This window comes from Psychrobacter sp. AH5 (genome assembly GCF_040371085.1).
Lineage (GTDB): Bacteria > Pseudomonadota > Gammaproteobacteria > Pseudomonadales > Moraxellaceae > Psychrobacter.
Genome location: NZ_JAMBMT010000001.1, coordinates 1,360,312 through 1,386,892, shown reverse-complemented (window position 1 = coordinate 1,386,892; position 26,581 = coordinate 1,360,312). Strand labels below are relative to the sequence as shown.

At 43.7% G+C, this 26,581-nt stretch carries 23 protein-coding genes and 1 pseudogene; 13 read left to right on the top strand and 11 right to left on the bottom strand.

The annotated features are described in order from the left end of the window. Nucleotides 1-255: 255 nt before the first annotated feature. Entirely contained in the window at nucleotides 256-1,953 is a 1,698-nt protein-coding gene (locus M0N77_RS05770) for an AMP-binding protein (RefSeq protein ID WP_353104294.1), read from the bottom strand. A gap of 361 nt (nucleotides 1,954-2,314) precedes the next feature. Then, the gene (locus M0N77_RS05765) at nucleotides 2,315-2,863 is read right to left on the bottom strand and encodes a thioesterase family protein (protein ID WP_353104293.1); all 549 of its coding nucleotides are present in this window, start codon (nucleotides 2,861-2,863) and stop codon (nucleotides 2,315-2,317) included. A 281-nt stretch (nucleotides 2,864-3,144) separates the two neighbouring features. Between M0N77_RS05765 and xthA the strand changes: the two genes are divergently transcribed. From xthA to M0N77_RS05750, 3 genes are all read left to right on the top strand, one after another. Then, nucleotides 3,145-3,966: an exodeoxyribonuclease III gene (gene xthA, locus M0N77_RS05760; protein WP_353104292.1), complete on the top strand. Its 822-nt coding sequence runs from the start codon at nucleotides 3,145-3,147 to the stop codon at nucleotides 3,964-3,966. Nucleotides 3,967-4,085: 119 nt separating this feature from the next. Further along, on the top strand, nucleotides 4,086-5,330 hold the full coding sequence (argJ, locus tag M0N77_RS05755) for a bifunctional glutamate N-acetyltransferase/amino-acid acetyltransferase ArgJ (protein WP_353104291.1): 1,245 nt from the start codon (nucleotides 4,086-4,088) through the stop codon (nucleotides 5,328-5,330). Between the two features lie 252 nt (nucleotides 5,331-5,582). After that, entirely contained in the window at nucleotides 5,583-5,981 is a 399-nt protein-coding gene (locus M0N77_RS05750; RefSeq protein WP_353104290.1) for a DUF4377 domain-containing protein, read from the top strand. A gap of 114 nt (nucleotides 5,982-6,095) precedes the next feature. Here the strand turns inward: M0N77_RS05750 and M0N77_RS05745 are convergent, their stop codons facing one another. Beyond that, a complete protein-coding gene (locus M0N77_RS05745; RefSeq protein WP_353104289.1) occupies nucleotides 6,096-7,529 on the bottom strand; it encodes an L-serine ammonia-lyase in 1,434 nt (477 codons plus the stop codon). Nucleotides 7,530-7,945: 416 nt separating this feature from the next. Between M0N77_RS05745 and M0N77_RS05740 the strand changes: the two genes are divergently transcribed. Beyond that, nucleotides 7,946-9,340 carry a solute carrier family 23 protein gene (locus tag M0N77_RS05740; protein ID WP_353104288.1) on the top strand — a complete coding sequence of 465 codons (1,395 nt, stop codon included), beginning with the start codon at nucleotides 7,946-7,948 and terminating at the stop codon, nucleotides 9,338-9,340. Between the two features lie 9 nt (nucleotides 9,341-9,349). Here the strand turns inward: M0N77_RS05740 and M0N77_RS05735 are convergent. Together M0N77_RS05735 and M0N77_RS05730 are read right to left on the bottom strand one after the other, a co-directional pair. Further along, nucleotides 9,350-10,090: pseudogene (locus M0N77_RS05735) on the bottom strand (IS5 family transposase). Between the two features lie 169 nt (nucleotides 10,091-10,259). Continuing rightward, complete coding sequence (locus M0N77_RS05730; protein WP_353104287.1) at nucleotides 10,260-11,189, bottom strand: DMT family transporter; 930 nt, start codon at nucleotides 11,187-11,189, stop codon at nucleotides 10,260-10,262. 327 nt (nucleotides 11,190-11,516) lie between these two features. Between M0N77_RS05730 and M0N77_RS05725 the strand changes: the two genes are divergently transcribed. Beyond that, nucleotides 11,517-12,461: a WG repeat-containing protein gene (locus M0N77_RS05725; protein WP_353104286.1), complete on the top strand. Its 945-nt coding sequence runs from the start codon at nucleotides 11,517-11,519 to the stop codon at nucleotides 12,459-12,461. Between the two features lie 109 nt (nucleotides 12,462-12,570). On the opposite strand, the gene M0N77_RS05720 is transcribed toward M0N77_RS05725, so the two are convergent. Together M0N77_RS05720 and M0N77_RS05715 are read right to left on the bottom strand one after the other, a co-directional pair. Beyond that, entirely contained in the window at nucleotides 12,571-13,461 is an 891-nt protein-coding gene (locus tag M0N77_RS05720; protein WP_353105581.1) for an alpha/beta hydrolase, read from the bottom strand. Nucleotides 13,462-13,696: 235 nt separating this feature from the next. Then, a complete protein-coding gene (locus M0N77_RS05715) occupies nucleotides 13,697-13,861 on the bottom strand; it encodes a rubredoxin (RefSeq protein ID WP_025646921.1) in 165 nt (54 codons plus the stop codon). A gap of 329 nt (nucleotides 13,862-14,190) precedes the next feature. On the opposite strand from M0N77_RS05715, the gene M0N77_RS05710 reads away from it, so the two are divergent. Further along, nucleotides 14,191-14,760 (top strand): adenine phosphoribosyltransferase, encoded by a 570-nt coding sequence (locus M0N77_RS05710; RefSeq protein ID WP_353104285.1) that lies wholly within the window; start codon nucleotides 14,191-14,193, stop codon nucleotides 14,758-14,760. 126 nt (nucleotides 14,761-14,886) lie between these two features. Here the strand turns inward: M0N77_RS05710 and M0N77_RS05705 are convergent, their stop codons facing one another. Together M0N77_RS05705 and M0N77_RS05700 are read right to left on the bottom strand one after the other, a co-directional pair. Then, on the bottom strand, nucleotides 14,887-15,333 hold the full coding sequence (locus tag M0N77_RS05705) for a hypothetical protein (protein ID WP_353104284.1): 447 nt from the start codon (nucleotides 15,331-15,333) through the stop codon (nucleotides 14,887-14,889). Between the two features lie 139 nt (nucleotides 15,334-15,472). Continuing rightward, a complete protein-coding gene (locus M0N77_RS05700; RefSeq protein ID WP_353104283.1) occupies nucleotides 15,473-16,411 on the bottom strand; it encodes a transaldolase in 939 nt (312 codons plus the stop codon). 415 nt (nucleotides 16,412-16,826) lie between these two features. On the opposite strand from M0N77_RS05700, the gene pheA reads away from it, so the two are divergent. The 6 genes from pheA to M0N77_RS05670 all read left to right on the top strand — a co-directional run bounded on the left by pheA (nucleotide 16,827) and on the right by M0N77_RS05670 (nucleotide 23,895). Continuing rightward, entirely contained in the window at nucleotides 16,827-18,008 is a 1,182-nt protein-coding gene (gene pheA / locus M0N77_RS05695) for a prephenate dehydratase (protein ID WP_353104282.1), read from the top strand. A gap of 56 nt (nucleotides 18,009-18,064) precedes the next feature. Further along, nucleotides 18,065-19,192: a histidinol-phosphate transaminase gene (hisC, locus tag M0N77_RS05690; protein ID WP_353104281.1), complete on the top strand. Its 1,128-nt coding sequence runs from the start codon at nucleotides 18,065-18,067 to the stop codon at nucleotides 19,190-19,192. 82 nt (nucleotides 19,193-19,274) lie between these two features. Continuing rightward, a complete protein-coding gene (locus M0N77_RS05685) occupies nucleotides 19,275-21,665 on the top strand; it encodes a bifunctional prephenate dehydrogenase/3-phosphoshikimate 1-carboxyvinyltransferase (RefSeq protein ID WP_353104280.1) in 2,391 nt (796 codons plus the stop codon). Nucleotides 21,666-21,834: 169 nt separating this feature from the next. Then, a complete protein-coding gene (rarD, locus tag M0N77_RS05680) occupies nucleotides 21,835-22,791 on the top strand; it encodes an EamA family transporter RarD (protein WP_353105580.1) in 957 nt (318 codons plus the stop codon). 161 nt (nucleotides 22,792-22,952) lie between these two features. After that, nucleotides 22,953-23,360, top strand: a complete 408-nt coding sequence (gene folB / locus M0N77_RS05675; protein ID WP_353104279.1) for a dihydroneopterin aldolase — start codon at nucleotides 22,953-22,955, stop codon at nucleotides 23,358-23,360. Then, nucleotides 23,350-23,895: a 2-amino-4-hydroxy-6-hydroxymethyldihydropteridine diphosphokinase gene (locus M0N77_RS05670; RefSeq protein WP_353104278.1), complete on the top strand. Its 546-nt coding sequence runs from the start codon at nucleotides 23,350-23,352 to the stop codon at nucleotides 23,893-23,895. Before folB ends, M0N77_RS05670 begins: the two co-directional genes overlap by 11 nt. A 43-nt stretch (nucleotides 23,896-23,938) precedes the next feature. On the opposite strand, the gene M0N77_RS05665 is transcribed toward M0N77_RS05670, so the two are convergent. Then, entirely contained in the window at nucleotides 23,939-24,673 is a 735-nt protein-coding gene (locus M0N77_RS05665) for a glucose 1-dehydrogenase (RefSeq protein WP_353104277.1), read from the bottom strand. A 210-nt stretch (nucleotides 24,674-24,883) separates the two neighbouring features. On the opposite strand from M0N77_RS05665, the gene M0N77_RS05660 reads away from it, so the two are divergent. Next, entirely contained in the window at nucleotides 24,884-25,441 is a 558-nt protein-coding gene (locus M0N77_RS05660; protein ID WP_353104276.1) for a DUF924 family protein, read from the top strand. A 42-nt stretch (nucleotides 25,442-25,483) separates the two neighbouring features. On the opposite strand, the gene cysE is transcribed toward M0N77_RS05660, so the two are convergent. Continuing rightward, nucleotides 25,484-26,443: a serine O-acetyltransferase gene (cysE, locus tag M0N77_RS05655; RefSeq protein ID WP_353104275.1), complete on the bottom strand. Its 960-nt coding sequence runs from the start codon at nucleotides 26,441-26,443 to the stop codon at nucleotides 25,484-25,486. Between the last annotated feature and the right edge of the window lie 138 nt (nucleotides 26,444-26,581).

The following is a 26,581-nucleotide window of genomic DNA, read 5'->3' as shown; positions in this document are numbered from 1 at the left end:
GCCAAAATAATCTGCCGATACACTAACACAACCTTAACTTTTGGTAATAATTGCTTACGAGGACTTTAGAGTACAGATATAAATTTGATAAATAATTCATATTATGATGGAAGATCGACTAGATAAGCGGCAGTATGGACAGATAAGCTGATAAATAAAGCGAATAATGCAGTTAATAGGGGCAGGTTATACTCATAAAAAAAGCCCTTTACAACGATAAAGGGCCTTTATAGAGTCATCATTTTGTCAGTGATGTTACATAACAGGATTATCTTCTAAATGCTTCTCACGTAGTTTTTGGCGTAGTACTTTGCCAACATTGGATTTGGGTAGCTCATCTACAAACTCGATATAACGTGGACACTTATAACCGGTCAAATTATCCAAAGCAAACTCCTTGACAGTGTCTTTGGTGACATTATCATCTTTTCGGATAACGTACATCTTGATAGATTCGCCTTGATATTTATCAGGAACGCCAATCACCGCGCAATCAATAATGCCATCATAATCGAGCATAACCGCTTCAAGCTCATTGGGATAAACGTTGAAGCCTGAGACCAAAATCATATCTTTTTTGCGATCGAGTAGTCTGATATAGCCTTTCTCATCCATGCTGACGATATCGCCGGTCTTAAAATAGCCGTCGTCTGTGAACTCTTGCGTATTATCGCGATTAAAATATCCTGAGGTGATATTAGGCCCTTTGATACACATCTCGCCTGCTTGATTGAAAGCTACGCGCTGACCCTCTTCATCGATAATAATAATATCAATACCGGGTACTGGCAAACCTATAGTACCGTTAAACTTGCGATCAGTAACGACATTAGCCGTGCCAGCAGCCACCGATTCAGTCATGCCCCAACCTTCAATCATCGGACAGCCGGTTACCTCTAACCAGCGCTCGGCGGTTTGTTCAGTAGCTGCCATACCGCCTGCTTGAGATATCTTCAATGAGCTAAAATCCAAGTTTTTAAAATTAGGATTATCCAGCAAACCTTTAAATAAAGTATTTACCGCTGGGAAGATATGGAACGGCTGCTTGGATAGAGTTTTAATGAACCCTGGAATGTCACGCGGGTTTGGTACCAAAATAAAGGTATAGCCTGAGCGCATGCCTAATAAGTTGAGCATAAAAGCGAAGATATGATACAGCGGTAGCGCCATAACCATATTGATATAAACCTCGTCCATCTCAGCGGTGATAGGGCGAGTCCAAGCCTCAGACTGAAGAGCGGCAGCGACTACGTTGCGCTGAGATAAAATAGCGCCTTTGGATAAGCCTGTGGTACCACCGGTATACTGCAAAAAGGCTTTTTGTTCCAAATCCATTTTTGGCTTTTGCAAAGGCAGGTTTTTGCCTTGTTTAAGTACCTCTGGAAACTTAGTTACTGTACGCTTAGGATCGTTGAGTTTGTACTTGGGAACCAAGCGCTTGACCTGACGAATAATAGTATTGACCAAAATACCTTTTAGACCCATCATATCGCCCATTTTGGAGAGGACGATATGCTTGATAGCCGTCTCATCAACCACTTGCTCAAGCGCTTGAGCGAAATTATCTACCAAAAATATCGCTTTGGCACCCGAATCATTGAGCTGATGGCGTAGCTCACGGCCTGTATATAAAGGGTTGACTGGCGTGCAGATATAGCCTGCGCGCAAAATACCTATCATCGTTGGAAGATACTGAGGAACGTTTGGCATCATCAGCGCTATCACACTGCCTTTGGGCAAACCTTGAGCTTGTAACCAAGCTGCAACCGCTTGTGAGGCATTATCAACGTCGCCATAAGTATGAGTCACGCCCATACAAACGCTCATAGGATGCAGACGATAACGACTAAAGCTCTCTTCATAAAGCTCTATAATGCTTGAGTAATTATCAGGATAAATAGTCTTAGGTACACCAACGGGATAACTAGCATGCCAAGGTTTATCGGTAGTCATTTTCTGCGTCCTTGAGTTTTTGATAGTGGTAATCGAGCAATTCCATTTACACTTTATACAGCTAACCAGCTTAGCAGTGATTTAGTCATTTATCCGCTATTATTCGATGACGTAAGCGTTTATCTTTTTTTACTAAGCACTTTAACGAGCTGAGATTAGCTGATTTTTAGGCCAAGCTGGCAGGCAATAATTTTATAGATAGGGGTTAAATAATAGGTAAAAAAATATAAAAAGTATAGAGATAAATCTGCATTAAAAAATCTTATCCGTTCAAATACTTACCGCAATAATTCTTAATAAACTAGTGTTTATTTTTGAGATAAATATTTAGTATCAGTATTGATAAAAATCATTATTATTTTTATAAATCAGGACCCTGCTGATCAATAGCTTGCTTAATCACTTGATGTAGATCTTTGGGTACTCGTACCGGTTTCATAGGAGCTGTTGGTGTATTCTTGCTATTCTTGTCATTTTGAGTAGGATTAAGTTGATTTTGCACACAAGCGATGACGATCTTTGCACTACTTAATAAGGTGTCATTGTCGTTTGTGGCTTGCGGCGCGGACGGCTTACGATGAATGCTTTGATAAAAGATAATGCTGGCAGGCTTGAGCTCGACCTTATCGATGCGTACGTTTATCCTTTCATCTAATAAGATAGCTTTTCGGTACTGTAGCTGCGCTTGAGAGACTACAAAGTGCTGTATTTGCCCGTCATCTGTCTGCAAAAAATAACCACTAAGATTAAGCTTAGTAAACCAGTCACGGCGACAATTCTCAAAAAAAACCAAATGATTAGCATGATAAACAATACCGCCAGCGTCAGTATGATTGATATAAATAGCATAATCAGTAGTAAATAACGGGGTAGTCTGTAGGGTTGTCGAACTGGTAGATTGGGTAGTCATAACTTTACTCGATTATAGGTTATAGATAGATAGTATGGCTGCTAGATAAGTAGCACGGTGTGGCATTATTTTTATAGTGAGTTGTTTATAAAATCTCTTTATGCTTTAGTCCTACTAACGGCCATGAATGATGAAGGTTAAGCTTGACACTTTAGCGTAAGAATTGGCATCGAGCAACAGCTAGAGCGCGGTAACTCTGTTATTATTACCCTCTTAATAAAAAGTATGATTTTGTATTTATAAAGTCGTCAGGTTGATTCAATCTATTAACAGGATAGTGTATGTATCGTTTCGTAAGTTTTAATATCAATGGTATACGTGCTCGTCAGCATCAGTTAGAGGCGGTGCGTGATATTATTGATCCCGATGTCATGGGCCTACAAGAGACCAAAGTTCATGATGAGCAGTTTCCGCTAAAACAGGTCGAATCTCTAGGCTATCACGTCGAATATTTCGGTCAAAAAGCTCATTATGGCGTTGCGCTGCTCTCAAAAGTCGCTCCTATCTTTGTACAAAAAGGCTTTCCGGGTGAGGATGATGAGGCACAAAAGCGCTTTATACATGCCCGCTACCTTTTGGCAGATCGTGAGATTGATGTGCTCAATGGCTATTTTCCGCAGGGCGAGAGTCAAGATCATCCGACAAAATACCCGATGAAAAGAGCTTATTATGCCGATTTGATGACTTATATTGATGGATTAATAGCAGAGGGTCGCACGCTAGTAGTAATGGGTGATATGAATATCGCGCCAGAGGATATCGATGTCGGAATTGGTGAAGCCAATGCCAAACGCTGGCTGAAAAATAGAAAAACCTCTTTTTTACCTGAGGAGCGTGAATGGTATGCCGATCTTATGTCACGTGACTTGACCGATACTTATCGTTTGCATTATCCAGATAGTGAAGAGTTTTATAGCTGGTTTGACTACCGTAGTCGCGGTTTTAATGACGATCCTAAGCGCGGCCTGCGTATTGACCATATCTTATGTACGCCAGACTTGGTAGAGCACTGTGTCGATGCAGGCATTAGCTATGAGCTACGCGCAATGGAAAAACCATCCGATCATACGCCTATTTGGTCGGCTTTTAAATTAAGTGAATAGACTCAGAGCATTAAAATTAAAGCACTAAAATTAAGTCAGTAGAATTAACAAAAGTTTTGATAAAGATAATCAGTTAAAAATAAATAAGTCAATAAATCAAAGTAAATAAAGGAGCTATTATGGCGGTTGGAAATACAGCAATACCAGAGACAATATATGCAATCGATGGCATCACTCTTAGCGCAACAGCGGCTGGTGTACGCTATAAAGATCGCGATGATCTAGTCGTGATTGAGATTGCAGCAGAGGCGACAACCGCGATTGTCACGACCAAAAACGCCTTTTGTGCCGCGCCAGTACGAGTATTGCGCGAGCACTTTGCCAAGGCCAGTCCGCGCTACTTAGTCATCAACACCGGTAACGCTAATGCTGGAACGGGTAGCGATGGTATACGCCGTGCTAGCGATATTTGCGCCGCTCTAGCAGATAAGGCTCAGGTCGATGCCAACACAGTATTGCCTTTTTCTACCGGAGTGATTGGTGAGCCGTTAAATAGCGCCGCAATCATCAATGGTTTAGAGAACGCTTTGGCGCAGCTGAGTGCTGATAATTGGTTAGCGGCTGCCAATGGTATTCGCACAACCGATACTCTGCCTAAATTAGCTAGCCAAAAAGTAGAGATTGATAGTGCTAACCAACATCAACAGGCTACTAGCTATCATATTACTGGGATATCCAAAGGCTCAGGCATGATACGCCCGAATATGGCAACCATGCTTGGGTTTGTGGCCACTGATGCCAATATTAGCGCTGATTTATTGCAAGAGATGCTAGTGGCTATCAATGAGAAGTCCTTTAACCGTATTACCGTTGATGGTGACACCTCAACCAATGATTGCTGTACGTTAATCGCAACGGGCAAAGCTAGCTCGGAGATTATCGATAGCACCGAGCATCCTCATTATCAGCCGCTATTGACTGCTCTAACCCAAGTATTCGTGCGCTTAGCGCAATTGATCGTCCGTGATGGCGAAGGGGCAACTAAGTTTATGACCGTCAAAGTTAGCGGCGGCCTTAACACTGAAGAATGCTGCGATGTGGCCTACGTTGTAGCGCACTCACCGCTAGTTAAGACGGCGTTTTTTGCCAGCGATGCCAACTGGGGACGCATACTTGCCGCAGTCGGTTATGCTGGTGTACCTGATTTGGATACTGAACAAATCGATGTGTACTTGGATGAGGTGATGATCTGCCAAAACGGCGGTGTAGCAGCGGATTATACCGAGGCGGCAGGCAAGGAAGTTATGAGTCGTCCTGAGATTACTATTCATATTGATCTTGCTCGTGGCTCAGCTAGTGATACGGTTTATACTTGTGATCTATCCTATGATTACGTCAAGATAAATGCCGATTACCGTAGTTAACTCAACTACCTGTTAACTCAACTGGCTGTTAATTTGATTGGCTAGGCGGTTGACAAAAGTTGCAAAGCTTGACGTTAAGTTACAAAGCAGTCATAGTGCTAAAGCGCCTATCCGCTCTATAATTATTTTGATTTAAAAAAACTATAGTCAACCCAGTTAGTATTTAGAAACCATAACCGATCAAGCTATAAGCTTGATGATTAGTTTCCTAAAAATATTAATGTTTTACCGTTATTAATTGAGGATTTAATTATGAAAAAATTAGCAATAGCAGCTTTAGTAACCACTTTTGCCTTGGCAGGTTGTTCTACGATGAATCTTGATGACAAACGCACTATGGTCGTCGAAGGCCAAGCTCAAGACGTCAAAGTCGTTAATATCTCAAGCTTTGAGGTGGAGCTAGCACCGCGTAAAGCGGTTTGTGATGTGATGGCTTCTAACGGCACAATGATTCAGTCAGAGTGCATCCAATATCGTCAAACTTATCAGAAGAACTTCAATACACTCAATGGTAATATCCAAGGCTTTACTTATGAGCCAGGCTATCGCTATGTGCTAGATTTGCGTCAAGAAGCCGTTGCTGATGAAGCTTCAGGTATGGTTAAGCCAGTATGGTATTTGAATAAAGTCATCTCAAAAAATGCTGAATAGTGTGGTTAAATAAATAATACTACTTTAGCTTATAAGAGAGCCTCTAATTTATTAGAGGCTTTTTTTGGTTTTGTCATTAAGCTTTTAACAAAGGTATTAAAGTTGTTATAAACCTTAACACTGACTGTATTTTACGCTGACGCCTTGGCTGGCGGTAGGAATGCGATTGTCGGCAATGACGGCTAGACCGCCGCGGGAGGTCTCTTTATAGCTATCAAGCATATCAGCGCCCGTTTGTTTCATGGTTTCGACCACTTTATCAAAGGAGACAAAATGCTGTCCATCACCGCGGCAGGCAAGACGGGCAGCGTTGACAGCTTTTACCGCGCCCATAGCATTACGCTCGATACAAGGCACTTGAACGAGGCCGCCGATAGGATCGCAGGTCAAACCTAAGTTATGCTCAATACCAATCTCAGCGGCATTTAGGCATTTAGCAGGGTCGCCACCGATTATCTCTGCCAAAGCCGATGCCGCCATTGCGCAAGCGGAGCCCACTTCTCCTTGACAGCCGACCTCCGCGCCTGAGATCGAAGCATTTTCTTTAATTAAGCTACCAATAGCCGTGGCATTTAATAAAAACTTGCGCGCGCCGTCTATACTATAGTCCGCTAAAAAATCACGATAATAATGCATGACGGCTGGGATAATACCCGCCGCGCCATTGGTTGGTGCGGTGACCACATTACCGCCATTAGCGTTCTCCTCATTGACCGCTAAAGCATACAAGTCTATCCAGTCCATTGCCGCAAGCTTATCTGTTTTGGCAATTGGCCGATCTTTTTCAGCGCATAGCTGCAAGTAGAGAGCTTGAGCACGGCGTTTGACATCTAAGCCTCCAGGTAATATGCCGCTACTTTGACAGCCACGCGTCACGCAGTCTTGCATCGAGTCCCAAATAGCATCTAAGTAGGCAAAAACCTCTGCTTTATCACGGTAATGACATTCGTTCGCCAATACCAACTCGCTGATACTTAAGCCGTTTTTTTGGCAACGCTCAAGCAGCTCATCAGCACTATTAAACGGATAGGGGATAGCATCAATAGTTGGCGCAGCGTGATCATCATCAGGGTTGGTAGCGTCTTCTTCATTAATCACAAAGCCGCCGCCTACTGAATAGTAAGTTTGACGATAAATCACCTCATCGGCTAAGCACGCGCTAATTGTCATCGCATTAGGATGATAGGGTAGTACCGTATCGCTATACCAATGAATATCGTATTCAGTATTAAAATCAACGCTGTGCTCGCCTGCGATATTAAGGCGCTTATCTGAGAATATAGGTAGCAGATACTGGCTAGTTAGGCGGGTATCTATCGTGCTAGGCGCATGACCTAATAAGCCTAATAAGATAGCGGTATCAGTGGCATGACCTTTACCAGTGGCGGCAAGTGAACCAAAGAGCTCAATCTCTATCGCTTTAACAGCGCTTAGCTCAGTGTGCTTACGTAATGAGCGCAAAAATAAGTTAGCGGCTACCATCGGACCAACGGTATGTGAGCTTGAAGGGCCAATACCAATTTTGAATAAATCAAAAACACTAATCATAATAAGACCATCCATAGTTAAGATAAATGATGATATCAGTGGTCAGCTTGGCGCTATAACCTTATCATCATAAAAGTAAAAAATAATCGTTTAAATCTAGAATTGAGAGCTTTAATTGAACCTAAAGTTGAATGAGTGAGCTTTGGACACTACTGATGGGTAGCTCCAATTTTGTATGCACTTACATAAGTCGCCTAAGTCAATTTATAGACAGGTGAGTCTTTAGAACAAAAGAAGATTGGCTTTTTTTTGCCGTAAAATTCCGTTATGATGCTGAGCGAATATACCTATGTAACATTCTGTAAATGATAATTTTAGCTGATTATGGGGCTTTAGTACAAATTTAGTAGAACATATCTAGCAAAATACAGCCAGTACTATATAACCACACCGTTTAGACCAAACAGGAATCACGCATGTCACCGTCATCAGAGCACTCTTCATCCACTCCACCTAAGCTGAACGCCTTAGAGTCTGCGGGCATCGACGCTATCAGTCTGCCTCATAACCCAGACTTTGATAACGGTAAGTGGTTTCCTACATGGCGACCTTTTACCGGGGATTTGGATCGTAATCCGGTTGGTATTAATGAATACTTACCACCATCAAAGAGCATTTTATTAGGTATTCAACATACTTTTGCTATGTTTGGTGCGACGGTACTAGCGCCATTATTGATGGGCTTTGATCCCAATTTAGCTATTTTAATGTCGGGTATCTGCACGATTATGTTCTTCATAATTACCGGCGGACGTATGCCAAGTTATCTAGGTTCTAGCTTTGCCTTTATCGGCCCAGTTATTGCGGTGACCGCTTATGCCGGTACTGGTTTTAATGCCAGCTTAGATGTGGCTTTAGGCGGTATTATGGCTTGCGGTATCATCTACGCCTTGGTAGGGCTGTTAGTGATGAAGACCGGTACTGGCTGGATAGAGCGCTTGATGCCGCCTATTGTTACTGGTGCTATTGTGATGATTATCGGTCTAAATTTAGCGCCGGTGACCATTCAGGGCGTCTCTGCCAATCAGTTCGATGCTTGGATGGCCGCCTTTACCGTACTACTTATAAGCGCAGTCGCGGTATTTACCCGTGGTATGCTGCGCCGCTTATTGTTGTTGGTCGGTTTGATATTGTCTTATATCGTTTATTATATCGTCAGCAATATCATGGGCTACGGGGTTGCTATTGATTTTAGTAGTGTCGAGGCCGCTGCTTGGTTTGGTTTACCGAGCATCCACACGCCGCGTTTTGAGATGAGCGCTATTGTCCTTATTGCGCCTGTAGCCTTTATTTTGGTTGCCGAAAATTTAGGCCATTTTAAAGCGGTAGAGGGCATGACCAAAGCGCGAGTCACCCCTTATATGGGACGCGCCTTTTTTGCTGATGGTTTAGCTACCACTTTTTCAGCAGGTTTTGGCGGTACTGGGGTCACAACTTACGCTGAGAATATCGGCGTGATGGCCGTCACTAAAGTCTATAGCACCACCATCTTTGTGATTGCGGGGATAGTAGCGGTGCTATTAGGACTCTCGCCAAAATTTGGCGCGATTATCCAAACGATTCCAGTCGCTTTATTGGGCGGCGCATCCATCGTGGTCTTCGGTCTAATTGCTATTGCTGGCGCGAAGATTTGGATAGATAGTAAAGTTGATTTTAGTAAGAATAGCAACTTAATTATCGCAGCTGTTACCGTCATTATGGGGACGGGTAATTTTAGTTTGCATCTAGGCGGTTTTGATCTAGGCGGTATCGGTACGGCTACTTTGACCGCTATTGTCCTTAATGCCTTATTTAATCGTCAAAAAGACTAGGGCGTGTCTTCAATTCATCTTACAATGAACGATAGTACACGCCAGATAAAGCATTGACTTAAAATTACGCGCTAACTTCTCATAGCGAGTGGCGATACTACGAAAGTGTTTAAGCCTTGCAAACATATTTTCAACAAGATGACGCAGTTTGTACAAATAGCTATCAAACTCTGGATTAGGCTGTTTGGCATTTTTCCTTTTAGGAACGACAGGTATCATATTATGGCTTCGAGCTTTGTCTCTGATAGACTCTGAGTCATAGCCTTTATCAGCGATAAAGTAATCTGCCTGCCCAATCATTTCAATCAATTCACCTGCAACTTGACTGTCGTGGACTTCACCCCCAGTGATTTTAAAATGGAGCGGATATCCATCGGCATCACAGGATAGGTGTATCTTTGTAGTTGCTCCGCCACGGCTTTGTCCAATTGCTCGCTCTTCACCACGCCGAGCTCCACTTGCATGCTGATGACAGCGAACATAGCTTCCGTCTGTGAATACCCATTCCGTATCAACTTCTGCTCAAAGCCAAAAAAAAATCCGCCCATAAGCCAGTTTTCGACCAGCGGTTGAAACGACTATAGGCTGTTTTCCACGAACATAATTCTTCAGGTATGTCACGCCAAGGCGTAGTTTCCACAGTATGGCTTCCATGATCTCTCGGCTGTTTTGAGTTTGATAGCAGCCGTACTTTATCATCGTCGATTGCAATTGATCCCAAAGCGTATCTGTTAATGCTTTTCTTGCCATAACTTGTATTTCTCGCATCGTCTCAATAGATGCGGTATTGTAACTATTATTTAGGGCTTATCCAATTGAATACACGCCCTAGTAATATTAGCTAAGGTTTTATAGAGTGTTAGCATAAAAAAAGAGCGAGCTATATCTGATAGCTCGCCTCTTTTATGTTTGGTTTGCTCTAGTATTTATTTTTATAAAAGCGTGCAAAAAACCGATAACGGCGCAGTGCTCGCGGTTTTGGCTTTAAAGAGCCCAAATATATCGCTAGCATAGTCAAAATAGCGCCCATCCATTGCAAAGTATTAATAGGCTTATCAAGCCAAGTATAATCAATCACTAAAGCGGCAACCGGTTCGGTCAATAATAACAGACCGGTCAAAGCCAAGGAGAGCTTAGGAATAGAGTAGGCAATCAGGCCCCAAGCCAAGCACTGCATCACCGCACCATAAATCAATATCCAGACAATCTCTGACCAGCTGCTAGGCAGGATATGACCTTTATCTAGTATAAGCATCGGCACTATCATAGCCAATACGCCGCCGATACTGACCAGCTGCATGAGCACAAAAATAGGCGTCGGCTCCGTGTCATGGGTCTTACGAATAAAGGTCATCGACGCTGCGAGCATGCCGCCTGAGACGATACCGGTGACAAAGCCCCAGGTTGCGGCAGAGTTTTGGGCAAACTCAGGACTACCTATCATCGCCACCCCTAGCATCGCTAAGCATAAGCTAATCAGCTGCAAAATTGACTGGCGCTCACTAAAGTACAAAAAGCCAATCGCCGCCAAAAAGAAAATCTGCAAGCTATTGAGTAGCGTTGAGATACCAGGGCCGACAGCGTAGATACTCTCATGCCAAAGCGCTAAATCTAAGCCTAAAAACACTCCCGACAACAGGCCATAAACGATAGCCCGTTTGGAGCTAGGTAGACGCTGACCGGCCACTTTAGCCAAAAAGGTGAAGATAATACCGGAGATAGCCAGTCGCCAAAAAGACATAGCCCAGCCGCCGATATCGACATGCGCGACAATCAGGCTTCCTAAACCAAAAATGATACAGCCTATGACTAAGCCAATGGTAGCGGTACGAGTAGAGGTATTAGCCATAAATTATCTCTTTGACTTATCAATAAACAAGCTTAAATAACTGCTTACAAGATAGAGCTTTAAAAGCGGTTAAATATTAAAAAAAGTACCAGTCTAAACCTTTTAGCCATAAAGCTAAATGGCTATACTCGCTATTTGTACATTTGCCAGTCTATAATATGCCGTCCATCCCTCCCAAAACTACCGATATCCAAATTGCCTATGCTTGTTTTTAGCTTAAACTCTATTTTTTTATCAAATGACTCACCCGTAGGTCAGCTAATTTTAGCTAAAACGCCTTCCTCTAGCTATTCTGCTCTCAAGCGGCTGTTGCTAATAGGCATAGTTGTGGTCAGCTCGATGTTGATGGCCGCTACTGTACAAGCAGCAAGCTGTAAAGTACCTAAGAGCTATTATAAGCATGTTACTTGCACCTCGAGCAAAGCTTACTTTTTGGCGACTAAAGATTTTGGCGCGCCAGTGGCTTTAATTGACCAACAAGGCAAAAAAGTGGTTGATCTACTGCGCTATCAGCAGGTGGATGCTAATAAGATTGCAGGCGGGCTGATGCCAGTACAGCGCAATAGCAAAGTCGGTTATATCGATATGCAAGGCCGAGAAGTCGTGCCTATTCTTTATGATAGGCTAAATGAAGCCTCTGGTTGGGCGCGAGCCGCCATTGATGGGCGTATAGTAGTTAAAAGAGGGGGCAGCTATGGGGTTATCAGTACGGATAATAAGACCATTGTACCGTTCTCCTCTTCTATAACGACTATCGAGGATTATAAAGCTGGTAGGGCACGGGTTAGTAAAGGCAATTCTGTTAGCTGGTTTGATAAAAAAGGCAACGCTATCGCTGAGCCGAGTACAGCTAATAAAGCCACTAATAACGCTAATAAAGCTGTCAATAACAGCGCCGCTTTAGCAGCCAAATCGGATGAGCAGTCCTTAGCAGGTGCAGCATTTACGACTTTGCAAGCCGATAAGCGTGATGGTAAATGGGGCTTTGTTGATGATCGTAATGTCACTATGATTACTTACGCTTTTGATGAGGTGCGCCCCTTTTCTGAGGGTTTAGCTGGCGTGCTCATTGATGGTAAATGGGGCTTTATTACCTTAGGCGGCGAGCTGGTGATTCCTTTTAGTTTTGATAATGCTAGCGTAGCAAGCAGTGGTCTCTATCAAGGAGTCTCCTCTTTTGTGTTTAATCAAGGCAAAGCCTGGGTAGGTAGTTTAGAGAATGGAGCCAAAATGTGTATCGATACCCAAGGCAGCAGCGTCAGCTGTGAGTGATGCACGATGTTTGACGTTAAAAAGATAACTCTTTAGAAAATAAAAGCGCTGCATAATCAAGTTATGCAGCGCTTTTTTGTATGCGTTAGTTTAACCACTAAAAACACTATTATCCCAAAAGATGATTGCGAATCAAATCGACCATATAAGGCTGATAATAAGCCGGAATATCGTGACCCATACCTTCGATCAGATGAAACTTGGCATTAGGAATAGTCTTGGCAACCACCTTACCTTGAGAGGCTGGCAGTAGGCCGTCCTCGCTACCATGCATGACAATGGTTGGTGCTTTGACTTTTTTGCTAAAGCGGGCGATAGAGCCAGATGCCAAGATAGCATTGAGCTGCTGCAAGGTGCCTAACGGATGAAAGCTACGCTGATAACGCAGCTCTGCCACTTCACGCACCGCACGAATATCAATGTGCCCAGGCGTGCCAACGGTCTTAATAAACCAGACACTATGACGGACAATGTCACGCTCAGAGTGACTCTCTGGACGATTGATAAGGGTATAGAGCTGCTTAGGTTTTGGCGGCTTTAAAAAAGGACGATTGGTAGTAGTAAACATCAATGCCATACGCTTGACTAAGCTTGGATAGCGAGCGGCGACGATTTGCGCGATCATCCCGCCCATAGAAGCGCCGATCAAATGGGTGCTACCTAGACGCAAGGCTTTGATCAAACGCACCGTATCCTCTGCCATATCGGTAAGTTTATAAGCCACCTGTTCGCCTTTATTTGACAAGCCGGTTTGCAGACGGAACATCATCTTTAGCTGATTAACTCGCGGCAGACCTTCAATCTGCACCTTGGAGGAGAGACCGATATCCCTATTATCAAAACGAATGACAAAAAAGCCTGCTTCAATGAGCCTTTTGATAAAGCTGTTAGGCCAAAAAATCATCTGTGAGCCTAAACCCATTATCATCAGTAGCGGCGGATGGTTAGGATTGCCGCCCGCTTCTACGCACAGCTCAATACCATCACCAATATCGATCATCGCCTGAAAAAGATCCTTACTAAGATCTGAGGGTGACCAGTTGTGTTCACCGAATTTTTGCCATTCAGCCGTAGGGTAGTTGATAGTTTTTTTAGCTACATCAGCATTAGTATTATCAGCATGGTTATGGTTTGCATCGATATGATTAGTACTAATATCAGTATCAGGGTTAGAAGATTTTGAAGTCGTCATACGGTTTCCTATTTAGAGAGTCTCAGTTTAGAGCCTACTAGGCCTAAAACTCTGCCATCTCAAAGTCGAGCTTACCTACGCCGCATTCAGGACAAATCCAGTCATCAGGCACATCTTCCCAGCGGGTGCCAGGAGCGATGCCTTCTTCAGGGCAGCCAAGCTCTTCATCATAGATCCAGCCACAGACGATACATTCATAACGTTTCATATTTAATCCTATCTATTATTGCCAATATTATCATCATTACTAAGATGGTATTATCAAGAAAAAACGCGCGTAGTGTAGCATATATCGCATGCTCGCTAGTTTAAGTTTACACTTGTATATTGAGACAAGTATGCCTTTATCAAGAGTATATCGCTACGTTTAATCGTGAAGCACTCGTCATTTTAAGCAGCAACCGCCACCATAATAGCGATTGTGTTATTATAGCGCCCGATTATTAGTCACTTTTATAAGAGGTCAATACTTTTTATAAGAAGTGCTTTTTTGATGATAGTTACTATTGCTATAGACGCAACCCGTTAAGGATTATTATGAGCGCCACCAAAGCGACACCATCAGCTTGCCCTTTATCTGATACCGCTAACACTTTGAATACTGACCATCCGTTTTGGCAAATCATACGTACTGTCCCTAATTTTCCTAAAGCCGGTATCGATTTTTATGATATTACGCCGTTACTGCGTAGTCATGTCGATGAGGTTATCGATGCCTTGCTAGCCGCCTTACCGGCAGGGCTAATAGACGATGTAGACTGCTTAGGAGCGGTTGAGGCGCGCGGCTTTGTGTTTGCAAGCCTGCTAGCAGGTCGCCTAGGTAAAGGTATGATTTTGCTTCGTAAACCTGGTAAGCTGCCACCGCCCGTAGCCAATAAAGCTTATGCGCTGGAGTATGGTAAAGATACTTTGGAGATGCAAAATAATTTGCCTCCTGAGCGCGTACTGTTGGTCGATGATATCTTAGCCACAGGCGGTACTTTGACCACCGCCTATGAGCTATGTAAATCGGCTGAACATACGGTGGTAGGCGCTTTGGTGTTATTAGATTTAGTGGATTTACATGGCGAGTTTCCAGTGCCGGTTTATACCGTTTTAAAAGCCTAAACCGCTATCACTCTAGCTGCAAATACAAAAAAGCGCTCTATTTTGAGCGCTTTTCTTGGCGATAAGGCTGAGTAATAAAGCTTTATATCCTAAATTTTAGCATTTTATATTTTGTGCCTTATGGTATTACAAGTCCAAAGGTAGGGAGGATAAGCCTGCGTATTCTGTCCCTTTTGAGAGCACATAGCGCTTATTGGTTTCGCCGTCAGTCAAAAAGCCGCCAAAAGTCTGCGAGACGGCGCTAAATAAGATAATACTGACCGCGCTAAGCGCTTCTTCTGCCAACACTTCAGTGCGCAACAGCTCTTTGGCTTTGGCAACGCTGATAACCGCGCAGCTTTCATTCTCACTTAAGCGTGGATTGCTATCCTCATTATAGTTTTTGTAGCAAAAAGCAATGGAGATATACTCATCAGATCCCGCTAACTGTGCCAAATAAGCTTTATTTATGGATTCTACCGCCTCTATACATTGTACAGCAGGCTGTTTTTTTAGGGGCTTTAAGCGCTTACTATGCACAATACTAATAAAATTTTCTTGTTTCGGCTTTTTTGAGGTTCTAGACTTTAACATTAATGATCCTTTTTTTAGTCAAAGAGAGGTAACAGAAGATAGGGATTTTGGCTAATACTAAAAGCCCCTCACTAAAAATCCCTTTTGTATTAGATAAGTGGCTCTTATATTATAATACGCCACATAAAAATATTTTCAACTAACGCATGGCGGCCAAAGCCTGCGCTAACTCATCACGCGCACTGATAAAGCCATCGATACCTTTTGGCAATAAGTCTTGGGTGACTTTGTCTTGCTGGTAGGCGGCGCTGAACTGCTCTTGCGTCAAGCTGACTTTGCTCATAGTTTGCAAATCCATAGATAAAGTCGGCGAGAGCTGGCGCGTTACCTTTGTATCCATTGCTGCCAATTCATCAATCAGATTGGGGGCAATAGTCAATAAATCACAACCTGCCAAAGCTAATATCTGTTCGGTTGAGCGAAAGCTTGCGCCCATGACCTGAGTTTTATAACCGTTTTGTTTGTAATACTGATAAATGAGTTTAACCGATTGTACGCCCATATCATCGGTAGCTGGCACGTTTTGGCGGTTTTGTTGACGTTTTTGCCAATCTAAGATGCGCCCTACAAAAGGCGATATCAAGGTAACACCAGCATCAGCACAAGCAATGGCTTGATGCTGACCAAACAGCAGGGTCAAATTACAATGAATGTTTTGGGTTTCTAGATAACGCGCAGCTTCAATTCCTTGCCAAGTGGCTGCCATCTTAATCAGTACACGCTCCGAATCCACCCCCGCCTTTTGATAAGCTTCAATAAACTCTAAAGCCTTGTCAATAGTCGCCCCAGTATCATAAGATAAGCGGGCATCAACCTCAGTCGATACCCGCCCCTCAATCAGCTGTAAAATATCACAACCGATCTGAATAGTTAGCGCGTCGATGACCGCATCTACATTACCCTGATGTTGGCTCATGGTTTCCGCTAGCATCGATTGATTATCAGGATGGATCAACGCCTTGGTAATCAGGCTGGGATTGGTAGTGGCATCGATAGGTTTTAGGCGCTCAATAGCGGCCAAATCGCCGGTATCAGCGACTATAGTGGTCATGGTGCGAAGCTGTTGTAATGCGCTCATCAAATATCCTTATAACTATACTAATTTTGGCAATAGTGATTTTTATGACTAGTGGTTTTTGGGGTGATAATAACTATCGGTGAAGTTGTTGGGCTGTTTTTAGACAGCGATTAGCTTGATTTAGACTTTAACATAGATTTGCTTACAGATTTACCGCTAGTGGCCTTTATTGCTGGCATAACCCTATTATAGCGGGATAACTAAAAGATATAAGGCTATTTAATTTATTTCAGCCATTTATGCATGGGCACTGTCAGGAGTTTTTGTTATAGTAGGGGCGGTCAGCTAGTGGCTAGTTATTTTTGCTAATTGTATTTAGTATTAGCTATAAAAGATAATAGCAGAGCAGAATAATAGTTGTTCAATATAACCATTTTTAATAAAAAGTTCATAGCGCTAAAAAAGGATAAAGGGTATGAGTGAGCAATCAGCAGAGCAAAAACGACAAGATTCAAAATCAGCAAACCCTGATATTAGCGACAACTCTAACGATAAAGAGAGGTTGAATCAATTGCGTCAAGATATTGATAGCATTGATACGCAGATTCATACGCTAATTAATAATCGCGCTAAGCTGGCTCAACAAGTGGCGGTAGTCAAAAAACAGCATGTCGCTGATAGTGGCAATTCCTCTGATAGCAATCCTATTTTTTATCGTCCTGAGCGTGAAGCACAAGTACTAAAAGCGGTTATGGCACGTAACGAAGGGCCTATAAGCGATGAAAAAATGGCGCGGCTGTTTCGTGAGATTATGTCGGTTTGCTTGGATTTAGAAGCGCCGCAGCGTATTGCTTTTTTAGGCCCAGTCGGTACTTTTACTCATGCTGCTGCGCTCAAACACTTCGGTAAAGCCGCTGACACTGTGCCACTGACGACGATTACCGATGTGTTTCGAGAAGTCGAAGCAGGTACGGCGATGTATGGCGTGGTGCCAGTAGAGAACTCTTCTGAGGGCGTGGTCAACCATACTTTGGATGGTTTTTTATCGTCATCGCTAAAGATCATCGGCGAGGTTGAGCTGCCCATTCATCAAAACTTCTTGGTGGCTGAGCATACCAAAGTCGATAGTATTAGCCGTATTTATTCGCATCAGCAGTCACTAGCTCAGTGTCGTCATTGGCTCGATGTCAATTATCCTAACGTCGAGCGTGTGGCTGTCTCAAGCAATGGCGAGGCCGCTCGTCGCTTGAAGAATGAATGGCACTCAGCGGCTATCGCAGGCGACGTGGCCGTGGCTGAATACGACTTGCATAAGCTCTACTCAAACATCGAAGACAATCCTAGCAATACTACCCGTTTCCTGATTATCGGTCACGAGGCTATCGCGCCATCAGGCCAAGATAAGACCTCGATTGTAGTCTCTGCTCATGATAAAGCCGGAGCCTTGATCGAAATTCTCAAGCCATTATCGTATCATGGCGTTTCTATGACTAGTATTGAAACTCGCCCTGAGCGTCCAAATAAGTGGGCTTACGTGTTCTTTATTGATATGGATGGCCATATTGATAGCCCTAATGTCAGTGCCGCTATTGCTGATATTCGTCCATTGGTCAAAGATGTGCGTATTTTGGGGTCTTACCCAAAAGCGGTGCTTTAAGTTAAAAAATTACGGTTTAGATTTAAATAAATTTACTTCTCTGATAAGGATAAATCATGCCATCCTCTAAAGCTTCTCAAGCTAAAAGTCTTAATGCATTGACGCCAGCCTACGATAGTATATTAGAGCTAGCCCCTTATCAGACGGGCAAGCCTGTCGAAGAGTTGACCCGTGAATACGGGGTGTTTGATGTGGTGAAGCTGGCGAGTAATGAGAACCCTATGGGCTGCTCGCCCAAAGTCACTTTGGCCATTACCGAGCAGCTAGGGGAGTTGGCGCGATATCCTGATGGCAATGGCTATTATCTTAAGCAAGCCTTGTCTGACTTTACCAATATAAGCATCGACTGTATTACTTTGGGTAATGGCTCCAATGACTTACTCGATATCTTGGCGCGCAGCTTTGTCGGTAGTAAGGATGCTATTGTTTATAGCCAATATGGCTTTGTGGTGTATTCAATGTTAGCGAAGATGCAAGGCGCGACGGGTATTGAAGTGCCCGCCCAGCGCTTTGGCCACGATCTAAAAGCAATGCGCCAAGCGGTTGCAGATAATGCCAATACCAAGATAGTGTTTATTGCCAATCCCAATAATCCAACCGGCACTTTATTACAGAGCGCCGAGCTATATGATTTTGTCGCTAGTGTGCCAAGCTCAGTACTAGTGGTATTAGACGAAGCCTATATCGAGTACAGCCCTGAGAGCAATAATCGAGCGCTCTTAGATGAGTTTGATAATGTAGTCATCGTGCGCACCTTCTCCAAAGCTTATGGTCTAGCGGGGTTACGGGTGGGCTACGCGCTAAGCTCGCCTGCGGTAGCAGATCTACTTAATCGTATTCGCCAGCCGTTTAATGTTAGCCGCGTCGGACTAGCAGCAGCGGCGGCAGCGCTAGCGGATCAAAGCTTTATTAGCGAGGTGCGCCAAACCAATGCCGGACAGATGCGCTGGTTAGAGAAGCAGTTTGACGCGTTAGGACTGGCGTTTATCAAATCATCCGCCAACTTTATCATGGTACAGATAGAAGAGGCGGCTGTTATCAATCAGGCGTTATTAGAGCAGGGGGTGATTGTACGCCCGCTAATAGGCTATGGCTTAGAGGATTGGCTGCGAGTCACTGTAGGCGTAGCAGAAGAAAATACGCGCTTGATTGATACGCTAAAGTCAATCTTAAACGCTGAATAAATGTTATTGCTATTTAAGGCTAATAACTTTTATAGTGAATGAGCATTAATCGTAAAATTTTAGATAAAATAATAAGAAATAAATGAGCCCTTCAAATTATAAAAATCCTTTAACTTCTAAGCCGCTATTTGAGCAAGTCTGCATCATAGGGCTTGGGCTCATTGGTGCCAGTCTGGCGCAAGCGATAAAAAATAATAGCCTAAGCAAACGCTTGGTTGCTGTCGATAGACATCAGCCCAGTATCGAAGCCGCTATTGAACAAGGCTTGCTAGATGCAGGTGCTGACGCGCTTAGCCAAGTTGTCAGCGGCTCTGATTTGATCGTTATTGCTATTCCCGTGCAGGCGGCAGAAGCGGTATTTACTGACATCAAAGCCGCCATGCAAAATGGTCAAATCAGTAATGACTGTATTATCACCGATGTTTGTAGTACTAAAGTCAATATCATTGCCGCCGCCAAACAGGTCTTTACAGATTTGCCTAATGGCATTACTAATGGTCTGCCTAACGGATTAGTGCCGGCCCATCCCATTGCTGGCGGCGAGAATTCAGGCTATCATGCGCGCCGCAGTGATTTATTTATCAATCATAGGGTTATTATTTGTCCGCTTGCTAGCACAGAAGATAGAGCCCTTCGTAAGGTCCGAGCACTTTGGGAGTCAGTAGGGGCAAGCGTGATATCGATGGAGGCTCAGCATCATGACTCAGTGCTCGCGCACACTAGTCATTTGCCGCATCTGCTTGCTTATAATCTAGTTGATCAGCTGGCCAGTCATGATGATAATCTAAACATGTTTCGCTATGCTGCTGGCGGCTTTCGGGACTTTACCCGTATTGCTGCCAGCGACCCAAAGATGTGGCATGATATATTTTTTGCCAATCAAAGCGCGATAATTGATGCGCTGGATGAATACAGCGATTATCTACAAAATATACGTCAGCTTATCATTGATAAAGATTCAACCGCCCTAATGGGACTTTTGGGCCGAGCGCAAGCCGCGCGGCGACATTTTGGTCATATGCTAGCCAGCACCCCTTATACGGATACCTCTGCTATGTCAGCTTCTTATATTATCTCCCCTAATACCAATAACGCTATTAACGGCACCATTACTATCCCCGGTGATAAGTCAATCTCGCATCGTAGCATCATGTTCGGGAGTCTTGCCGAGGGCGTCACGCACGTGACAGGGTTTTTGGAAGGAGAGGACGCTTTAGCGACTTTGCAAGCCTTTAGAGACATGGGAGTCACCATTGAAGGGCCAGATAACGGTAAGCTGACCATTCATGGCGTCGGTATGCATGGGCTAAAACCTAGCAAAACCCCTATCTATATGGGTAACTCAGGTACTAGCATGCGCCTGCTGGCAGGTATCTTAGCGGCGCAAGAGTTTGATAGTGTATTGACCGGCGATACTAGCCTTAATAAGCGCCCGATGGAGCGTATCGCTGCACCGCTACGTGAGATGGGCGCAGTCATTCAAAGCACTGGCACTAGTGGCACCTCGCCACTTAGCATCACCGGTCGCGAAAAAGTCGGCAAACCGCTACAAGGCATCGATTATGATATGCCGGTGGCTTCAGCACAGATCAAATCCTGCTTATTATTAGCCGGTCTTTGGGCTGAGGGTACCACGAGCGTGACTCAGCCAGAGGTCAGCCGTGATCATACCGAACGCATGCTCTCCGCCTTTGGTTATGAGGTGAGCGTCGAGGGTAATCGCATTAGCGTTGAGGGCGGTGGTAAGCTGACTGCTGGTGATATAGCCGTACCTGCCGATATCTCCTCAGCGGCGTTTTTTATGGTGGCCGCAGCCATCAGCCAAGGCAGCGAGCTGACCTTAACCCAAGTAGGCATTAACCCGACGCGTACCGGTGTCATCGATATCCTTAAGCTGATGCAAGCAGATATTACCCTAACGAATAAGACTTACGTTGGCGAAGAGCCGGTTGCTGATATTACTATTCGCTCATCAAACTTAGTCGGTATCAAGATTCCAGAGTCGCTAGTGCCGCTAGCTATTGATGAGTTCCCTGTACTGTTTATTGCCGCGGCCTGCGCAAAAGGGCGTACGACGCTTACCGGGGCTAAAGAGCTACGCGTCAAAGAGTCTGATCGTATTGCGGTAATGGCAGATGGCTTACAAACCTTAGGTATCGATTGTACGGTGACCGAAGATGGTCTGATTATTGAAGGTCAAGGTACTCACAATCAGCCAACAAAGGTCATTGGCAGTCAGACTCATAATGATGAGCCGGTTTTTTCGGGCGGTCATATTACCTCGCATCATGATCATCGTATCGCGATGAGCTTTGCGGTCGCAAGTCTGCGCGCCTCAGAGCAGATCGTCATCGAAGGGGTAGAGACCGTCAATACTAGCTTCCCAGGCTTTGCAGAGCTGGCCAATGAGGTGGGCATGTCGATCGAAGTGGATAAAGGCGATGCTAATAATGAGGCAGGTGATAAAGCTTAACTTTTTTAGAGTTAATGAATTCATCAATTAATCAGCAAAAAAGCTTAACGAAATAATGAGCAAGCAATGGGTCGATGTGCTTTTGGCATCGACGCATTGCTTTTCTACTTTAGCCGTTACTGTTTTATATTCAAAAAATGTGTTTTATGCTAATAAGTTGTCTTGTATTATGACTACCCAAAATGTGCTAAAAAAACCAGTAGCCGCGGTGCAAACCACTCGGCGCGGTATCATCACCGCGCTGATAGCGTTCTGTATTTGGGGCGCTTTTCCGCTATACTTTAAGCAATTAAGTGAGTATAACGCCACCGAAATCATCGGCCACCGTATTATCTGGACGTTTGTATGCCTGCTAGTGGTATTAGTCGCTACTAAGCGCTGGCAGTGGATTGAGGTTCTCAAAAAAAACCCAAGATGGATAGCACTAACCTTTGTATCGGGTATTATCATTGCCACTAACTGGCTCACCTACGTTTGGGCGGTCAATAGCGATCAGATATTAGAGGCGAGCCTTGGCTACTTTATTGGGCCGCTAGTCGGGGTTGCGCTGTCGATGATTTTATTCAAAGAGCGTATGCGGCCACTACAATGGGTGGCGATTGGTTTTGCCTTGGTATCAGTGCTCATTCAGGTCGTTATGCTCGGCAGTCTGCCTTGGATATCGCTAATATTGGCTTTTAGCTTTAGCACTTATGGCACTATTCAACGACAAACGCCGCTAACTGCGGTCGATGCGATGTTTGTCGAGACGGCGATGTTAGTGCCAGTATGTGTCTGGTGGTTTTGGCAGGCAGACGTGGTGAGTTCCCAGATTAGCTTTTGGTTTACCTCCAATATTTGGCTATTAATGCTAGCAGGACCAATTACGTTGATACCGCTATTGCTATTTAATAAATCTACCAAATTGGTCGCTTATAGTATTCTAAGCTTTATGAATTACTTAACGCCGACCTTTATTTTCTTATTAGCAGTATTTTATTATAAAGAGCCTTTTGATCTACATCGTTTGGCAGTGTTTGGGCTGATTTGGCTCGGTCTGCTCTTATTTAGTATCGATCTATGGCGACATCGTCCTAGCAAGATGCTAAAAATGCAAGCGTTAAGAGAGCAACAGATAGCTAGTTAGCTCCCTTAAAAAACATAAATGAGCAACACTGTTATTTAATCATCTTAATGAGGACGAGCAGTCTGGTAGGTTGCCGCTTTAGTCTTTAGCACAGCAAATAGCAGTGGTTAAATGTAGTTAAAATCGACCTATTATGAAAAACGTCAATCAAGGATAACCGGATGTTCAATAGTGAAGCGGATGTAGTATTTGTAAAAGGCTTAACCGTTGAGGCGGTCATTGGCGTGTTTGACTGGGAGCGCGCCATCACTCAGCCTATATTAATCGATATCGCGCTAGAGACTGATATTAGTAAAGCGGCGCTGTCAGATGATGTCAAGGACGCTTTGAGCTACAAAGAAGTCTGCGACGATGTCAGTCATTTGTGTAAAGACATCAAAGCAAAACTGCTTGAGCATTTAGCCGAACAAATTGCCGAGAAATTATTAGCAAAATACCATTGTCAAAAAGTGATATTAAGCGTGGCTAAGCCGACAGCTATCAAAGAGGCAAACGCGGTTGGGGTACAAATTACCCGCTTGGCAAAAAATGATGATAAAACCACCGATAATGAAACTAATGAGCAATAAAAACTTGGCTGATTTGCAGCTAGAGAGCTTAGCAAGGCTACCTTTTGCTCAGCTGCAAGGGCAGACTATTAGTGCGGTATTATTAGCGTTAGGCAGTAATTATCAAGCGGACTACTATTTACCGCACGTACGTGAACGCTTGGCTGAGCTAGGGCAGATAGCCCTATCTAGCGCCTTAAAAAACCCTGATATCACCGCCACCGCTGAGCAGCCAAAGCCGGATTATATTAATCAAAGTGTTTATTTAGCTTTGAGTAAAGGGATGACTTTGGCTCAGTTACAGATGTTTTGTAAAAATTTAGAGGACGAATGTGCTAGAGAACGTGCGCAAAAGTCAAAAATCTCAAGCAAACCAGTAGCAATTGCCAGGGTGAGTATGGATATCGATATACTAATGGTAAAGTTAAAAGATCAAGCAAATAGCCTAAGCAATAATAAAAATAAATGGGTTATCGTAGCAGAGCGTTTACCTTTGGCAGAGCATGAAAGAGTTGGCTTAAAAGAGTTGCAAAAAAAAGCTAGCGTAAAAACCTAGCTCTTTTGTAGAGAGGAATAATAGAAATCAACTAATCCAGCAGTTACTGCGCCGTCAAGCCACCATCAACGATAAACTCTGAACCGGTTGAATAGCTCGAATCATCCGAGGCCAAAAACAATACCATGTTACTAACTTCTTGGGCCTCAGCCACGCGTTTCATTGGAATAGTCTTAGCAAAAGCTTCTACCGCATCTTTAGTATCGCCTTGCATAATCATCGGCGTGGCGATAACACCTGGATGAATAGAGTTGACGCGAATACCATGCGGGGCGCATTCAAGAGCGGCCGCTTTAGTCATGCCGCGTACCGCAAACTTGGAGTCGGTATAGCCAATAGCGCCGCCCACTAAACCGTTAATCGATGAGATATTGATAATCGAGCCTTGCTTGGCTTGTTTCATCAAAGGGATGACTGCTTTCATACCCAAAAATACTGACACTTGATTAATCTCAAGGATTCTGCGGTAATCCTCCAAAGAAGTCTCTAAGATAGACTTATGTGTGGTAATGCCAGCATTATTCACTAACACGTCAATTTGACCAAACTTAGCTTCGCTCTGTCTAATAACCTCGCTCCAATCGGCTTCGCTAGTGACATCTTGCTTGATAAATAAAGCATGATCACCAAGCTCTTTGGCTAGTGCTGCGCCTTTTTCGCTGTTGATATCGGTTAATACTACTTTTGCGCCCTCAGCAATACAAACTCGAGCATGAGTCTCACCCATACCTTGAGCGGCTCCAGTGATAATGATTACTTTGTTTTGTAAGCGTGCCATGATATCTCCTAATCGTTATAATTATGAGGTTTTGAATAAAAAAGGGTTATTGGATAAAAAGTAAAATATGAATCAACTACTATAGGCCATTATTAGCAGCCTTTCAGTAATGAAGCTTAAAGACTTGTAGTATAGGGATACAATACTACGCCCTTATCATAATAGTAGATAACATTACGCGCATCGATGGAATTTATTTAGAGGATAGTTATGTATAACACCGATACTACTTATAAACAGATATTAGAGTTTTGTTTTGATGAAGTCGGCAGTCAGCAGTTTTTTGAAAAAGACTTAGACTTTGATAAATTACTGCAAGAGCGTTTTGGCGAAGTACTAAAGCAAGCGGCCGCCGCTGAGCTATACAGTTGGCGCACTAGCACGAATGGACGTTTGGCTGAAATAATAGTGCTAGATCAGTTTTCGCGAAATATCTACCGTGATAGTCGAGCAGCTTTTGCTCAAGACGGCATGGCGTTAGTGTTAGCGCAACAGGCAGTAGCTGTTAATGATTTGCAGCAGCTAAAAACGGTGGAGGAGCGTAAGTTTTTATTGATGCCCTATATGCATAGCGAGTCTAAGCTTATCCACGAACAAGCCTTAGCGTTATTTAAAAGCTATACAAATTTAGAGACAGTAAATGCTGAGATAAAACATAAAGTGATTATAGATCGATTTGGACGTTATCCGCATCGCAATAAGATATTAGGACGAGTGTCTAGCACTGAGGAAGTAGAGTTTTTAAAAGAGCCCAACTCCTCTTTCTAATTTATCTTATAGAAAGAGGACTAGGAGGAGCTTAGATATTTATTATTTGTTTGTAGTATCCGCTTGATTGACATCGTTTTGATCAATAACGTCAATGTCTTCTAAGCACAGCTTGTCATACTCTTTTTGACAAAACTCAGGATCAAGCTTGCACATAGCGGCTTGTAGTTGATCTAAGCGAGTCTCGGACTGCTGAATGTGCTCTAGCATTTTGGCAAAAGCTTCGGCAACTGGATCTTGTGAAGAGGGGTCAATACCATAAGCTTGGAAGGCGGTATCGCGGGCTGAGCTGGCAGTAGTGTTATTAGCGCTATCTTGCTGAGCGGTTTTTGGTTGTTCTTTATCAGAGCCAGTACCAGAATCAGAGCTAGTAATAGTACCTTTGGCCGCTTTTTCTTGTTGCTTAGAGTCGTTAATTTTTGCGACGATAGGATTGCCTTTTTCGTCATGATACTCAGAGATCATGCGCGCGGCGCTGCCGACCATGGTGGCATTAGCAGGGACGGGCTTGACTACGACAGCATTTGAGCCGATCTTGGCGTTTTTACCGACGGCAAAGGGCCCTAATACTTTGGCTCCTGCGCCAACGGTGACGCCGTCCTCCAAGGTAGGATGGCGTTTGCCATTGTCTTGTGAGACGCCGCCTAGAGTCACGCCATGATATAAGGTGACATCATCGCCAATCTCAGCCGTCTCCCCAATCACTACGCCGACACCATGATCGATAAAAAAACGTCTACCGATTTTGGCTGCCGGATGAATCTCAATACCAGTAATAATACGCGAGCCGTAAGAAATCACCCGCGCCGCTAGTTTTTGCTCATGATTCCATAAGTAATGAGCACCGCGGTGCAGTATCAAAGCGTGAATACCAGGATAGGTAAGGATCACCTCTAGACTATTACGGGCGGCAGGATCGCGTTTGAACACCGCATCGATATCTTCTTTGAGGTCTTTTTTTATGGTATTAAGCGATTTTAGTAGGGTAGCTGGCGATGGCATAACGCGTCCTATCGTATTTGGTTTACAGTACTAAAGTTAAGTGCTGGGTGGTAGTTTTTAGTTATAGCAGCTTTGTAGCATAAAATATAGCTATGAGCTATAAATAACAGCAAACTCATAAATAGAGTTAGCTGCTTA